General features: G+C 48.1%; 14 protein-coding genes. 10 read left to right on the forward strand and 4 right to left on the reverse strand.

What is annotated here, in order from left to right; genetic code table 11:
* Window positions 1-6 precede the first annotated feature (6 nt).
* Window positions 7-747, forward strand: a complete 741-nt coding sequence (locus A7981_RS08190) for a VacJ family lipoprotein (RefSeq protein ID WP_067266947.1) — start codon at window positions 7-9, stop codon at window positions 745-747.
* Between the two features lie 101 nt (window positions 748-848).
* Here A7981_RS08190 and pmbA read toward each other — a convergent pair whose 3' ends face one another.
* Window positions 849-2195 (reverse strand): metalloprotease PmbA, encoded by a 1347-nt coding sequence (gene pmbA / locus A7981_RS08195; protein WP_067266949.1) that lies wholly within the window; start codon window positions 2193-2195, stop codon window positions 849-851.
* 65 nt (window positions 2196-2260) lie between these two features.
* Between pmbA and yjgA the strand changes: the two genes are divergently transcribed.
* On the forward strand, window positions 2261-2806 hold the full coding sequence (gene yjgA / locus A7981_RS08200; RefSeq protein WP_067266951.1) for a ribosome biogenesis factor YjgA: 546 nt from the start codon (window positions 2261-2263) through the stop codon (window positions 2804-2806).
* A gap of 32 nt (window positions 2807-2838) precedes the next feature.
* Here yjgA and A7981_RS08205 read toward each other — a convergent pair whose 3' ends face one another.
* Both A7981_RS08205 and A7981_RS08210 read right to left on the reverse strand, forming a co-directional pair.
* On the reverse strand, window positions 2839-4830 hold the full coding sequence (locus A7981_RS08205; RefSeq protein ID WP_067266953.1) for a site-specific recombinase: 1992 nt from the start codon (window positions 4828-4830) through the stop codon (window positions 2839-2841).
* A 109-nt stretch (window positions 4831-4939) separates the two neighbouring features.
* The gene (locus tag A7981_RS08210; protein WP_067266955.1) at window positions 4940-5704 is read right to left on the reverse strand and encodes a PDZ domain-containing protein; all 765 of its coding nucleotides are present in this window, start codon (window positions 5702-5704) and stop codon (window positions 4940-4942) included.
* A gap of 106 nt (window positions 5705-5810) precedes the next feature.
* Here A7981_RS08210 and mog point away from each other — a divergent pair, with 106 nt between their 5' ends.
* The 4 genes from mog to A7981_RS08230 are packed head-to-tail and all read left to right on the forward strand — an operon-like array spanning window position 5811 to window position 8336.
* Entirely contained in the window at window positions 5811-6398 is a 588-nt protein-coding gene (gene mog, locus A7981_RS08215; protein WP_067266957.1) for a molybdopterin adenylyltransferase, read from the forward strand.
* Between the two features lie 9 nt (window positions 6399-6407).
* Entirely contained in the window at window positions 6408-7376 is a 969-nt protein-coding gene (gene thiL, locus A7981_RS08220; protein WP_067266959.1) for a thiamine-phosphate kinase, read from the forward strand.
* Window positions 7327-7848, forward strand: a complete 522-nt coding sequence (locus A7981_RS08225; protein ID WP_067266962.1) for a phosphatidylglycerophosphatase A — start codon at window positions 7327-7329, stop codon at window positions 7846-7848. Before thiL ends, A7981_RS08225 begins: the two co-directional genes overlap by 50 nt.
* On the forward strand, window positions 7827-8336 hold the full coding sequence (locus A7981_RS08230) for a CinA family protein (protein WP_067266965.1): 510 nt from the start codon (window positions 7827-7829) through the stop codon (window positions 8334-8336). Before A7981_RS08225 ends, A7981_RS08230 begins: the two co-directional genes overlap by 22 nt.
* On the opposite strand, the gene A7981_RS08235 is transcribed toward A7981_RS08230, so the two are convergent.
* Window positions 8333-8632 carry a hypothetical protein gene (locus A7981_RS08235; protein ID WP_067267831.1) on the reverse strand — a complete coding sequence of 100 codons (300 nt, stop codon included), beginning with the start codon at window positions 8630-8632 and terminating at the stop codon, window positions 8333-8335. The genes A7981_RS08230 and A7981_RS08235 overlap by 4 nt on opposite strands.
* Window positions 8633-8950: 318 nt before the next feature.
* On the opposite strand from A7981_RS08235, the gene recA reads away from it, so the two are divergent.
* The 4 genes from recA to A7981_RS08255 are packed head-to-tail and all read left to right on the forward strand — an operon-like array spanning window position 8951 to window position 14432.
* Window positions 8951-9988, forward strand: coding sequence for a recombinase RecA (gene recA / locus A7981_RS08240; protein WP_067266967.1), 1038 nt, complete (start codon window positions 8951-8953; stop codon window positions 9986-9988).
* The gene (recX, locus tag A7981_RS08245) at window positions 9972-10484 is read left to right on the forward strand and encodes a recombination regulator RecX (RefSeq protein WP_067266970.1); all 513 of its coding nucleotides are present in this window, start codon (window positions 9972-9974) and stop codon (window positions 10482-10484) included. Before recA ends, recX begins: the two co-directional genes overlap by 17 nt.
* Window positions 10485-10539: 55 nt before the next feature.
* On the forward strand, window positions 10540-13164 hold the full coding sequence (gene alaS, locus A7981_RS08250; protein ID WP_067266972.1) for an alanine--tRNA ligase: 2625 nt from the start codon (window positions 10540-10542) through the stop codon (window positions 13162-13164).
* A 41-nt stretch (window positions 13165-13205) separates the two neighbouring features.
* Window positions 13206-14432 carry an aspartate kinase gene (locus A7981_RS08255; protein ID WP_067266974.1) on the forward strand — a complete coding sequence of 409 codons (1227 nt, stop codon included), beginning with the start codon at window positions 13206-13208 and terminating at the stop codon, window positions 14430-14432.
* Window positions 14433-14460: the final 28 nt, after the last annotated feature.

Here is a 14460-nt window from a genome sequence, read left to right on the forward strand (position 1 = left end):
TCATTCATGTATAACAAGACATTAGGCTTAATTGCCACGATATTCTTAGCGCTTTCTATTACTGGTTGCGCTACGCAGAATAACAAAGACCCACTTGAAGGCTTTAACCGCGGGGTGTACAAATTCAACGACACTGCTGATAAAGCAGTGATCAAACCAGTTGCAGGCGCGTACAAGGCTGTATTACCTAGCCCGATTCGAACAGGTGTTGGCAACTTCTTCAGCAACTTGAATACATTCGTCTCTGCCATCAACAACTTGTTGCAAGGCAAAATTAATAACGCGACCAGTGAAGCTGGCCGTTTTGTGATCAATAGTACATTCGGTATCGCTGGTTTATTCGACCTTGCTTCTAAAGATGGTATCGAGAGACATCCTGAAGACTTCGGCCAAACACTAGGCTACTGGGGTGTTGGTAATGGCGCCTATCTGGTTCTACCGATTCTTGGCCCAAGTACTGTGCGTGACACAAGTGGCTTGGTCGTCGACACGATGGCATTTGACCCGATCAGTTATGTAGACAACCCAAGGGTTCGTAACTCATCAAGACTGCTGTTCCTGATTGATAAGCGCGCTCAGTATCTTCCAGCAAGTGATTTGCTTGATGAAGCCGCATTAGATCCATATGTATTCATGCGCGATGCTTACTTGCAACGCCGCGCCAATTTGGTAGCGGATGGCGTAGTGACAAAAGATGATTACGAAGATGACGTGCCTGCAAATAGCCCTCCTCCGTTGACTAAATAACAAGCAAGTTAGTCAGGAAAAAAAGCCTTAAATAAAAAAGCCTCGATATTCGAGGCTTTTTTATTTTCTAACTGCATAAAACACAGCGATATGATCAGTAACTAACCGGCTGCCACCGTCATGCGTTCGATCAAGATGGAGCCAGTCTGTTTGGAGCCTTGTACCAAGACATCGCTACCTACCGCAACAATCTGTTTAAGCATGTCTTTTAGATTGCCAGCGATCGTGATTTCTTCAACAGGGTAAGCAATCACCCCATTTTCAACCCAGAATCCTGCTGCACCGCGTGAATAATCACCAGTGACCATGTTTAACCCATGCCCTAACAACTCTGTAACGAGCAAACCAGTCCCCATCATTTTAAGCAGGCCGTTAAAATCTTCACTGCCATGGCTTATGATGAGATTATGATTACCGCCAGCATTACCCGTTGTCGTCATGCCCAGTTTGCGCGCCGAGTAGCTTGAAAGCATATAGCCTTGTAATACACCATCTTTGACCAAATCACGTGCATGCGTTGCCACACCCTCGTTATCAAATATGCTGCTGGCCAATCCGCGCTTCAAATGCGGCTCTTCATAGATGCTGATATTTGACGACATGACTTGCTTGCCTAAGCTATCAAGCAGGAATGAAGACTTACGGTATAAGCTGCCCCCGGAAATCGCAGATATCAGGTTAGAGATCAACCCTGAGGCTAGTGGCGCTTCGAATAATACAGGCACTTGTGCAGTCTTGATCGGGCGAGAACCAAGACGCCTAACCGTGCGCTCACCTGCTTTATGGCCGATCATCACGGGACTATCCAAGTCTTGAGATGATCGCGCACTGCTATACCAATAATCGCGCTGCATGGATTCGCCTTCTTCCGCGATCACCGAACAACTGATGCCGTGACGCGTACTTGGGTAGCCTCCAACAAAACCGTGACTATTCGCATAGGCGAAGATACCTTGCGATGTCGATACGGATGCCCCTTCAGAATTATTGATACGTGTATCTACTGCACGCGCAGCGGCTTCACATTCTTTTGCTAGCTCAATGGCTTGGTCAACCGATAGATTCCACGGATGATCAAGATCAAGATCAGGGAAGTCCTTTGCCATCAACGCACTGTCAGCCAAGCCACAGAAGGTATCTTTTGCTGTGTACTTTGCGATATTACAAGCAGCGGCAACGGTATCGTATAAAGCTTGCGGAGATAAATCCGAGGTGCTGGCATTACCCCTTTGCTGGCCGAAATAAACCGTGACCGACATGCCCTTATCACGGTTGTATTCAATGGTTTCGGTTTCACCTAAACGCACCGATACATTCTGCCCCACACCTAAACTAACATCGGCTTCGGCGGCACTGGCACCAGCGGCTTTGGCAAGCGCCAGCACTTTGGTACTGATGTCTTTTAATTCATCTAGGGAGTAGCTAAAATTTGAATCTGAATCACTCAATGACTTAGTCCTTTTAAGGGTGCTTGTTAAGGTACTTTTGGCAAAAACTGTTATCATACCTCAGCATGAAACCTAATGAGACAACCAAAGACGGCATTTCAGACGATCTGGAGCCCATCAGCAAAACCAAGCGCAAGGCGGAAATGGATGCGTTGCAAGATATTGGCGTTACGCTGGTCGGCTTGCCTAAAGATAAGCTGACAAAGCTTGCTCTGCCAGAAAGCCTGCTTGATGCAGTCAATGAAGCCAAACGTATTACTGCAAATGGGGCCACGCGTCGCCAAATGCAATACATAGGCCGATTGATGCGTGATATCGATACGGCGCCCATCGTCGACCAACTACAACGTTGGGAAGGCAAACACACTGCTGAGAATGCCCACTTCCATCAACTGGAACGCTGGCGTACCCGCCTGATCAATGATGAAGGCGCTATCGCCGAGTTCATGCAGGCATACCCGCATACAGACAGCCAGCAAGTGCGTGCTCTGATACGCAACGCAAGGCGCGAAGAAGCTGCAAGCAAACCACCCAAAAGCAGTCGCGAACTATTCAAGCTATTACGCGAGATCGTTGAAGCCGAATCAACGACTGAAGATGCAACTGACTAGATCAACACTAGCCTCTTGATAAATTCGAGAGGCTAATGATGACCTGCATCGGTTTCCTCAGCAGGGGCAACACTCGCTTTTGGTGGTAGAAAGAATCTAGCAGGCTCTTTGTATAGCCTTTTCACCAAGCTCACCAGCAGCCTGCGCCATTGCACTAACCCGACTTTTCTTGATTTCATCGCAACATACAGCGCGAGGCCAAAGCTGACCGTCAGGTTCACGAACCCGATCAATAAGACGCTTAATCCGGCCATGAAGCCTAGTTGCCATGTGATGTCAAAATCCAGCCCGACGAATGAAAAACCGACAAATGCTGAAGAGAACGCGATGTGGCGAATATCAATTGGCAAACCCAGCAATACGCCCAATGCGGACATACCACCTAACAGGCAGCCGAAATAGAAATTACCCGCCAACGCGCCCAAGTTGTTCTCTATATATCGCGCCACACGATCCAGACGCGGCGCACCCAGTAGTTTCTTAAGCCAGCCAAGCGCTCGTAATCGGGCAGGAATCTTGTTATAGACCGCAAGATTATCGTGATAGCCCGCAATCAATCCAGATAAGAACAAACATACGCCAGCAACACCAGCATAGATGAGCGCCGCACTTTGATAGGGGTGGATATCAGCTAACAGGTGATGTGCTTTATCTACCGAAACAAAATGCTCGCCAGTCGCCGTATAGATTAGCCAGCCAATTAGCATCGCAGTTGGCACAGCCAGACTGACGTTACCGATGATCGCAATGATCTGGCTTCGCACCGTCTGTGCAATGATCGCGATCAGGTTATCCATCTCCTTCGTCTTGCCATCACTCGCATCAATACTTGCTGCGATTGCGGCAGCGGTCATCGCAGGCTGTTTAGTGGCAACAGTAAAATGCAGAATGTGGATAAGCACAAATCCCAGACCATAATTGAGGCTGAATAATATGCCTTCAGTAAGTGGCGCGAAATGATGTTTGGCGGCAATAATCTTGATCATCGCCATCACGGCGATAATCAGCCCGGCACCCATCGCTGACCGCATCAAGGTAAAGTATTCGCTACGGGTTTCGGTGATGTAATGTTCGCCGGTGCGGCTGGCATTTTCGGTCACGCGTAATGCCAATAACTCCATATTGGAACGCCAATGCTGGCTGACATCATTCTTATGGCTTTCGGCAGAAACCAGCGTCTTGAATAAGCGGATGATGGAATCAGTTGCGTGCTCTTCCACACGAAAGCTCACAATGATGCTCAACAGGTTCTCAAGACGTTGTATCTGCTGCGTCATGCGTTGCAACAGGAATGTGAGGTGAATGCTGGTACCAGTCTGCGAACTATTGCGGCGTATCTTGGTAATGACCTGACGGCATTGATCCAGCATCACTAAAATATGTTTGGCATCTGGCACGATATCCGCAGGCGAGTTAAGGAAGACACCAAGCTCAATATTTTGCGTGATAAATGGGGAAGCGTGGTTCTCCAACTCAGGATGATTACGAATCAGCTCAGGCTCAAGGCCGGATGCTGAGAGCCGATATGAAAGCACTTGCACCGCATCCAGCAAGCCGCGCTGAGAAGCCGCGACCAATGCTTGATCTGAATCTTCAAACCGCAAGGCATCGATCAACTGCCACCAGACATCATCGGGCACAGCAAGCACCCACTGCTCATCACTTGCCTTAGGAAATATCAGCGAGAATAAATCTTTTAAATAAGCAGGATTGACCGCATCTGGCAATAATTTATGCCCGATACGCCGGGACATCTCAGTGAAAAAACCACTCCCAGGCTGAATGCCAGAATCAACAAATAGAGACACTGGCTTATGATCACCGAGCAGTTTGAGAATCGCCTGACGCAAGGTAACCACATACTCCGGATTTCCATGCAGCACATGGCAAAGTGCCTGAATAGCGTGGATGGCATATTCATCTTGGCTCACCTTGGGCGGACGAATATGACTTACCAGATCCGCCAGCAATCTGGCCGGATTATTTTGAAGCAATGCGTAATCCCGTAATACTTTTTCCATCATGCTCTTATTGGTTTTAATCGATTACCGATTTAATCACGGTTGGCCGGTAAATGCCAATCGTTAGCCATTAAGCGCTATATAGAACGCCAGAAATATCGCGTTTTACTCACTACTGATTCAATGTGATAGAAGTATCTCGAGAAACCCCAGCACGACTAAAACTCAAGGCAACCGTCTTACCAGCATACAGCTGTGCTGCGCTGGTTAGCTTTTCAGGCGCATCAAGCACCACATCACCAATCTTGGTGAGGATATCACCATTGGCAAGCCCGGCTTTATCGGCAGGTGAATGCTGGATAACGGCAAGAATAGGCAATCCGGCTTTCTCACTACCCGCTATTGGGCCATTCACATGTACACCGATGAGTGGTGGTGCTAACTTTATCCAATAGGATGCAAAATAAGCATAATGATGCGTATCCTGATCTATCACCTTGCCATCAGCAGTAAGTCGGGCATCACCGGCCCCAGTAGGGCTTAACGCACGCGCATTCGTTTTATCGACCTTCACTTTTGATACATTGGGATCACTCACATTGGTATAAACAAGCACCATATCTGCTTTGATCAACTTCGCCTGTTCTGCCGCCAGCTCAGGCGCTACATTACCAGCCTCAAAGCTAGAATAGCCGACCATATCGTAACCTTGCTGCAACATACTGTTATAGTCGTTCTCTTTGGTGGTGCCTCGGAATATCTTTGGCCCAGTAGGGTCAGGCTGCAAACGCACGCTAGGGGTTGTATGCAGCACAAATGTGTCTGTATAGGGATTTCCGATTCGGGCAAGCGTGTCTTTCGCGGGAATTGGTTTTGACTGATTATCCGCGCACGCGACAAGGCATAACATAAGTACCAAGCTGATTAAGATACGCATAACGATCCTCCATCTATTAAGCCTAATGCGAGCGCATCACATTTAGGGTGTTATGATTGAAATATGGTGTAATGATTTCATCCAAGCTTCTCAGTAGACAACGAACATGCCCGAACAATTCCTTAAAATCGGTTTAGTTTCAATCAGCGACCGCGCATCTTCAGGCGTTTATGAAGATAAAGGCATCCCCAATCTGGTCGATTGGCTGGAAAAAACCCTGATAACGCCTTGGGAAAAACAAGTACGCATCATCCCTGATGAGCAACCCGAGATCGAAGATGCATTGCGTGAGCTTGTCGATGAATTGCAGTGTGATCTTGTATTGACTACTGGTGGCACAGGCCCGGCACTGCGGGATGTCACACCGGAAGCTACGCTTGCGGTAGCGGACAAGGAAATGCCCGGCTTTGGCGAGCAAATGCGCCAGATCAGCCTCAATTTCGTGCCTACAGCGATTCTTTCAAGGCAAATCGCGGTTATCCGCAAAAAAAGTTTAATCATCAATTTACCCGGGCAACCAAAAGCAATCGCGCAAACATTGGAGGGCCTTAAAGATGAGGCTGGCAATACCATCGTGCATGGTATCTTTGCTGCCGTCCCCTATTGTTTGGACTTGATAGGTGCGCCATACATAGAGACCAATGAAGAGGTGGTCAAAGCATTCCGCCCGAAATCTGCTACTACTAGCAAATAGTCATTAAAGATGTCGCCAGAATTTAACCTGATCAAGCAATACTTCACCCGCCCTACAAACCACACCTTACTGGGCGTAGGAGATGATGCTGCATTGGTGCAAACCCAAGTAGGCATGCAACTGGCGATATCTGCCGATATGCTGGTTTCGGGGACACATTTTTTTGCCGATACCGATGCCTATAAGCTGGGCTGGAAAAGCCTAGCCGTGAATATATCGGACATGGCGGCGATGGGCGCGCAGCCAAAATGGGCAACGCTGGCAATCGCCCTGCCTGCAATCGATGAAAAGTGGCTCGCCGCATTTTCCCAAGGTTTTTTTGCATGTGCAGATACATTCAATGTCGACCTCATCGGTGGCGACACAACACGCGGCCCCTTAACCATCAGCGTACAAATCATGGGCGAAGCGGGTGTAGGTAAATCACTGCGTCGTGACCACGCAAAAGTCGGCGACCAGATATGGGTATCAGGTGAGCTAGGGACTGCTGCACTCGCATTAAATGCGTTGATGGATAAACTAACGCTTGATGAGAAACAACTTGAAACCTACCGCAAGTCACTTGAGCAACCCGAACCACGTGTCGCCTTAGGGTTGGCATTACGTGACATCGCAAACAGTGCCATCGATATTTCAGATGGCCTACTTTCAGACCTCGGACATATTCTCGAACAGTCAGAAGTCAGCGCTGAAATATACTTGAATGACATTCCCTGCAACGAGTATGTAAGTAGTCACTTGCATGAAGAGCCTGTCCAGAAGATGCTTCTAGCTGGTGGGGACGATTACGAACTCTGCTTTACAGCGCCTATCGAGATGCAATACAAGATCAAAGAACTTAGCAAACAACTCTCCCTGAAACTAACGCATATTGGTCACATAATCCCCCAGAAAGATGGCGCAAGCAAAGTAGTGGTGAGTGACGACAATGGCAATATCATCGAGATCAAGGAAACAGGATTTGATCATTTCGCCTGATTATAAATTCATGCTCAAACATCCCGCGCATATCCTCGCGTTAGGGTTTGGCAGCGGATTATCTCCAAAAGCACCGGGCACATTGGGTACTTTATTCGGCATCCCGTTGTTTATGGCATTGATGTACTTCCCCGAAATCTACCACTACTGGACGATTGGCATCCTTTTCATCATCGGCATTCCTATTTGCCATATCACAGGCCGTGCACTGGGCGTATCTGACCACGGCGGCATCGTCTGGGATGAGATCGTCGCATTCATGTTAGTGCTCGAATTCACACCATTATCTTGGACATGGTGGCTCGCAGCATTTCTGTTATTCAGGCTCTTTGATATCTGGAAGCCATTCCCCATCAAGCAAGCTGACGCCAAACTGAAGGGTGGTTTCGGAGTGATGTTTGATGATCTTTTGGCAGCAATCTATGCGATTGCATCACTGAAAGCCCTGCAATGGTTAATGATGCATTATTAGCATTGGCAAACACGCTCGCGAAAGTCCTCATAAGCAACAAGCGAGTGCTTACGCTAGCAGAATCTTGCACTGGCGGCCTTGCTAGTGGATTGCTAACTGCGCTTCCCGGTAGCTCAGCATGGTTTGATAGTGGCTATATCACCTACAGCAATCAAGCCAAGGTAGACATGCTGGGCGTGTCGAAAGATACCCTAGAAAAATTTGGCGCAGTCAGTGAAGAAACTGCGGCTGAAATGGCGATTGGTGCGCTAAATCACAGCACAGGCCGCGCAAATATCGCAGCATCTATCACAGGTATTGCGGGTCCATCAGGGGGAAGTAAGGAAAAACCTGTGGGTACAGTATGTTTTGCGTGGGCGATTAGCAATCAACCGGTCACCACCCAAACAAAACTATTTCAAGGGAACCGCCACGAGATCCGTCAACAGTCCATAGAGACACTACTCAATGGACTGCTCACTATTCAGAAAACCCTCTCTCAGGATTAACGCCACCCGTGGTGGAAGCCACGCGGGCCTGAATCATATCGACCAGAATCATGCCTATAGTAACCATGTGGCGCAGGTGCTTGACGGTAATATAGAGGTGGGGGGCCGTAATACATCACAGGCGGTGGCGCGTAGTAAACGACTGGTGGTGCATAATATCTCACGGGAGGTGGCGCTCTGTAATAACCTGGCCCACCGATATTGATGCCAAAGCTAAATGAGTCATGCGCATAAGCACTTGAGCTGGCCGCAATCATTAATCCTATTGTAAGCAGTATAGATTTTAATATTTTCATGATGCTCTCCTCTTCAACCGAACCTATCGGCATATCTCCATTAACGTACCCATTACAAATAAGATGACAAACATCTGAATTATTTTCTTTTACGCAACATTCGCCTTCGCCATCAAAACCAGAAAATAAACCCGTGCAATCCACACTTATGGCATGCATCAGGCTTACCTTAAGTACTGATTTATGAAATAATTAGTGGTTTACAAAGCATGTTGTATTTCCCGGCTTAAATAGTGTTTCCCACAAGAATATAAGCCCGATATACAGCGTGTTTCAGTTCATATTTTTAATACCCGCGATACTACACAAGGCACATTAATGGACGATAACAAAAGCAAGGCACTGGCAGCCGCCCTCTCACAGATCGAGAAGCAATTCGGCAAAGGCTCCATCATGCGTATGGGCGATACCGATGTCGCGAGCGACATTCAAGCCGTATCGACTGGTTCGCTGGGTCTTGATATTGCGCTTGGTATTGGTGGCTTACCCCGCGGTCGTGTCATTGAGATTTATGGCCCTGAGTCTTCAGGTAAAACCACATTGACCTTGTCAGTGATCGCCCAAATGCAAAAGCTTGGCGGCACCGCGGCCTTTATCGATGCTGAACACGCGCTTGATCCGCAATACGCGCAAAAGCTTGGCGTGAATGTTTCTGACCTCTTGATCTCACAACCAGATACTGGCGAGCAAGCATTAGAGATCGCTGACATGCTCGTGCGTTCCGGCTCTGTAGATATCGTCGTCGTCGACTCTGTTGCGGCATTGGTACCAAAAGCTGAGATCGAAGGCGAGATGGGCGACTCACACATGGGCCTGCAAGCCCGCCTGATGTCACAAGCGTTGCGTAAATTGACAGGTAACATCAAGCGCACCAACACCATGGTCATTTTCATCAACCAGATTCGCATGAAGATCGGCGTGATGTTCGGTAACCCGGAAACAACCACAGGCGGTAACGCATTGAAGTTCTATGCATCCGTACGTCTTGATATCCGCCGCACTGGTGCCATCAAAAAAGGTGATGAAGTCATCGGCTCAGAAACCCGCGTTAAGATCGTCAAGAACAAAGTCGCGCCGCCATTCAAACAGGCTGAATTCGATATTCTTTACGGCGAAGGTATCTCACGTGAGGGTGAGATTATCGAGATGGGCGCAAACCTGAAGTTGGTTGAAAAGGCCGGTGCTTGGTATAGCTATAAAGGCGAAAAGATCGGCCAAGGCAAAGACAATGCGCGTGAGTATCTACGTGAGCATCCAGAAGTCGCTGATGAGATCGATGCAAAGATTCGTGCGAATGCAAAAGGCAATCTGGACGCTATCGTGAAGACCATCGGCCCGGATGACGCAGCAGACTAAACGGTCAAAACCGAAAGCCCCAAGTCTTAGAGAAAAAGCGCTGGGTTATCTGGCCCGGCGCGAATACTCCTATCAGGAGTTGAAACGCAAGTTACGGTCACAACTCCCGATAGTCGATGACGGCACAGAAGTAGATATAGAAGCACATTACGCCGCGGTCGATGCAGTTCTTGAAGATTTCAAAAAGCGTGGCTGGCTTTCAGAAGAACGGTTTACCGAGCAGATTGTGCATGCGCGGCAGCACAAATTTGGCAGCCTGAAAATCGCCAATGAATTACGCGAAAAAGGCATAGACGAAACATTAGTCGAAAAAGCGATAGAAGAAGTAAAACAGAATGAGCTGGCAAATGCGCTGAGCATCTGCCGCAAGAAATACGATGCTCCACCAAGTACACGTGAAGAGTGGGCCAAACAGGCAAGATTCTTACAAAGCCGCGGTTTTGGTTTTGATGTGATTAAACGCGTATTAAAAAATAATCCTGATGAAGATATCTAATCAGGCATTTTGTTAAACCTAAGCAATAAAACGCTCGGTTTATAAGGTTGATTGAATGAAAAGCAAAGAAATCAGACAGCAGTTCTTGGACTTTTTTGCCTCCAAAGGGCATCAGGTCGTTGCGTCCAGCTCGCTGGTACCGCATGGCGACCCTACCCTGCTATTTACCAATGCAGGCATGAACCAATTCAAGGATGTCTTCCTCGGCTTTGATAAACGCCCTTATACGCGCGCGACCAGCAGCCAGAAATGTGTTCGCGCTGGCGGCAAACATAACGATCTTGAAAATGTCGGCTATACCGCTCGCCACCATACATTCTTCGAGATGTTAGGCAACTTCAGCTTTGGCGATTACTTCAAGCGCGATGCCATCACCTTTGCATGGGAATTGCTGACCGAAGTATTCAAACTGCCTAAAGATAAATTAATCGTCACTGTGTATGCAGAAGATGACGAAGCTTACGATATCTGGACCAAGGAAATGGGCGTACCACCAGAAAAAGTCATTCGTATCGGTGACAATAAAGGCGCACGCTACGCATCAGACAATTTCTGGATGATGGGCGACACTGGCCCATGCGGCCCCTGTACCGAGATATTCTACGATCACGGCGACCACATCTGGGGTGGCCCTCCGGGAAGTCCTGAAGAAGACGGCGACCGTTTTATCGAGATCTGGAACAACGTGTTCATGCAGTTCAATCGCGATGAAAATGGCGTGATGCATCCGCTACCCAAACCATCTGTAGATACAGGTATGGGGTTGGAGCGTATCTCCGCAGTATTGCAAGGTGTACATGCGAATTACGAGATCGATCTCTTTCAGAATCTGATCGCAGCAGCAGCGCGTGAAACCAGAACTACTGATCTGGATAGCCCCTCACTCAAAGTATTGGCAGACCATATCCGCGCCTGTGCTTTCCTGATCGCCGATGGCGTCATCCCGGGGAATGAAGGCCGTGGCTATGTGTTGCGCCGTATCATCCGCCGTGCCATACGTCATGGCTATAAACTGGGTGTTCGCAGTGCGTTCTTCCACAAAATCGTACCTGATCTCGTCTCCGAAATGGGCGAAGCTTATCCTGAGCTGATCATTGAACAATCACGCATCAAAGATATCTTGAAACTCGAAGAAGACCGCTTCTTTGAAACTATTGAAAACGGCATGGCGATTCTTGAGACCGAGCTATCCGTCATGGCGAATGCGGGCAATAAAGTGTTCAACGGTGAAACAGCATTTAAGCTGCATGACACTTACGGGTTCCCATTAGACCTCACGGCAGATATCTGCCGTGAACGCAGCTTTACTGTAGATGCAGATGCATTTGACGCTGTCATGGCATGTCAAAAAGATCAAGCACGTGCCGCTGGTAAGTTCAAGATGGCAAGCAATCTCGAATATGAAGGTCAAGCAACCACATTTCACGGTTATGACAAGCTGGAAACCAGCGCCAAGGTACTCGCACTTTATAAAGATGGCACTTCAGTCAATGAGTTGAATGAAGGTGATTTAGGTATTGTCGTGCTTGATGAAACCCCATTCTATGCAGAATCAGGTGGTCAAATCGGTGATAACGGTGAGTTACGCGGCAGTGATGGCATCTTTTCCGTAGAAGACACGCTCAAGATTCAAGCCAATGTATTCGGTCATCATGGCGTTGTAAAAACTGGAAAATTGAACGTAGGCAGCTCGCTCAGTGCACGTGTAAATACCCATGCACGTGCTGCTTCCAAGCGTAATCACTCAGCAACACATTTAATGCACAAAGCTCTACGCGAAGTATTAGGCCCACATGTGCAGCAAAAAGGCTCGCTGGTCGATACAGAAAAGACACGCTTCGACTTTGTTCACAACGCACCGATGACAGATGAAGAAATTCAACGCGTAGAGTCGATTGTAAATGCTGAAATTCTTGAGAATACTGCAACACAGGCCCGCATCATGGATATTGAGTCTGCGCAGCAAACAGGTGCCATGATGTTATTTGGCGAAAAGTATGGCGACGAGGTACGCGTACTTGATATCGGCACCAGCCGCGAATTATGCGGTGGTACTCACGTGAGCCGCACTGGCGATATCGGGCTATTCAAGATCACCTCAGAAAGTGGCGTCGCGGCAGGTGTTCGTCGCGTAGAAGCCACTACGGGTGAGAATGCACTAAAACTGGTTCAGTCACAACAAGCATTGCTGAACCAAGCGGCTGAAGAGCTGAAAGCCCCAGTATCCGAATTGCCGACCAAAATCTCGCAGATATTGGATAACGTCAAATCTCTCGAAAAAGAGCTGGCAAGATTGAAGTCCAAACTTGCGTCATCTCAAGGTGATGACCTAGTCAATCAAGCCTCTGATGTTTCAGGCATTAAAGTGCTAGCAGCAACGCTCGAAGGTGCAGATGCGAATACTCTACGCGAAACAATGGATAAGCTAAAAGACAAACTCAAATCAGCAGCTATCGTACTAGCTTCTTCCAGCGATGGAAAAGTCAGTATCGCCGCTGGTATCACCAATGACCTGATCACCAAGATAAAAGCTGGTGATCTCGTCAACCATGTAGCGAGCCAAGTGGGTGGTAAAGGCGGTGGTAAGCCAGATATGGCGATGGCTGGTGGTACGGAGCCTGCTAAGCTACCTGAAGCGCTCGCCAGTGTAGAAAACTGGGTAAAACAAAAGCTAGGTTAATCTTAATTAACTGACTCATTAATCAACTAATCAATTAAATCATGGCATTAATCGTACAAAAATACGGCGGCACATCCGTCGCAAACCCAGAACGCATCCGCAACCTTGCGCGCCGCGTCGCACGCTGGAAAGCAATGGGGCACCAGATCGTCGTCGTCGTTTCAGCGATGTCTGGCGAGACTAATCGTTTGATCGCATTAGCCAAAGAGATCATGCCAGAGCCTGATCCACGTGAGTTAGATGTGATGGTCTCCACTGGTGAGCAAGTGACCATCGGTCTAACAGCATTGGCATTGATGGATCTTGGCCTAAAAGCAAAAAGCTATACAGGCGCGCAAGTTCGCATCGTGACTGATAGCGCCTTCACAAAAGCACGTATCTTAAATATCGACGATGCTCGCATCAGGGCTGACCTCGATGCAGGCAATGTCGTGGTGGTTGCAGGCTTTCAAGGTGTAGATGAAGCAGGTAACATCACAACCCTTGGCCGCGGCGGCTCAGATACTACAGGTGTTGCACTAGCGGCTGCATTAAAAGCTGACGAATGCCAAATCTATACCGATGTAGATGGTGTTTACACGACAGACCCACGCGTTGTACCAGATGCAAGGCGCTTAAAGTCGATTACATTTGAAGAGATGCTTGAGCTTGCAAGCCAAGGCTCCAAGGTATTGCAGATTCGCTCTGTTGAATTTGCAGGTAAATATAAAGTAAAACTCCGTGTGCTATCCAGCTTTGAAGAAGAAGGCGAAGGCACACTGATCACATTCGAGGAAGATGACAACATGGAACAACCTATCATCTCTGGCATCGCATTCAACCGTGACGAGGCCAAAGTAACCGTACTCGGCGTACCTGACCGCCCTGGTATCGCTTATCAGATTCTAGGCCCTATCGCTGATGCAAATATCGATGTGGATGTCATTATCCAGAACGTCAGTGCTGACGGCACGACTGACTTCACATTTACTGTCCATAAGAACGAGCTAAACAAGACCTTAGCTCTCTTGCGCGAAAAAGTACAAGGCCATATCAACGCGCGTGAGATCGTCGGTGATGACAAGATCGCCAAGGTATCCGTAGTTGGCGTAGGCATGCGCTCCCACGTTGGCGTTGCGAGCCAGATGTTCCGTACGTTAGCTGAAGAAGGTATCAATATCCAGATGATCTCGACCTCTGAGATCAAGATTTCAGTCGTGATCGATGAGAAATACATGGAACTGGCAGTTCGCGTACTGCATAAAGCCTTTGAGCTTGAAGAAGCCTAAGACTTTGCATTGATTTTTATGGCGTAAT

The organism is Methylovorus sp. MM2, from assembly GCF_001648895.1.
In the GTDB taxonomy this organism is placed as follows: Bacteria; Pseudomonadota; Gammaproteobacteria; order Burkholderiales; family Methylophilaceae; genus MM1.

Coding starts and splice junctions, on each gene's coding strand:
- A7981_RS08190 (WP_067266947.1), top strand. CDS start 7: ATGTATAACAAGACATTAGGCTTAATTGCCACGATATTCTTAGCGCTT.
- yjgA (WP_067266951.1), top strand. CDS start 2,261: ATGAAACCTAATGAGACAACCAAAGACGGCATTTCAGACGATCTGGAG.
- A7981_RS08205 (WP_067266953.1), bottom strand. CDS start 4,830: ATGATGGAAAAAGTATTACGGGATTACGCATTGCTTCAAAATAATCCG.
- A7981_RS08210 (WP_067266955.1), bottom strand. CDS start 5,704: ATGCGTATCTTAATCAGCTTGGTACTTATGTTATGCCTTGTCGCGTGC.
- mog (WP_067266957.1), top strand. CDS start 5,811: ATGCCCGAACAATTCCTTAAAATCGGTTTAGTTTCAATCAGCGACCGC.
- thiL (WP_067266959.1), top strand. CDS start 6,408: ATGTCGCCAGAATTTAACCTGATCAAGCAATACTTCACCCGCCCTACA.
- A7981_RS08225 (WP_067266962.1), top strand. CDS start 7,327: ATGGCAATATCATCGAGATCAAGGAAACAGGATTTGATCATTTCGCCT.
- A7981_RS08230 (WP_067266965.1), top strand. CDS start 7,827: ATGGTTAATGATGCATTATTAGCATTGGCAAACACGCTCGCGAAAGTC.
- A7981_RS08235 (WP_067267831.1), bottom strand. CDS start 8,632: ATGAAAATATTAAAATCTATACTGCTTACAATAGGATTAATGATTGCG.
- recA (WP_067266967.1), top strand. CDS start 8,951: ATGGACGATAACAAAAGCAAGGCACTGGCAGCCGCCCTCTCACAGATC.
- recX (WP_067266970.1), top strand. CDS start 9,972: ATGACGCAGCAGACTAAACGGTCAAAACCGAAAGCCCCAAGTCTTAGA.
- alaS (WP_067266972.1), top strand. CDS start 10,540: ATGAAAAGCAAAGAAATCAGACAGCAGTTCTTGGACTTTTTTGCCTCC.
- A7981_RS08255 (WP_067266974.1), top strand. CDS start 13,206: ATGGCATTAATCGTACAAAAATACGGCGGCACATCCGTCGCAAACCCA.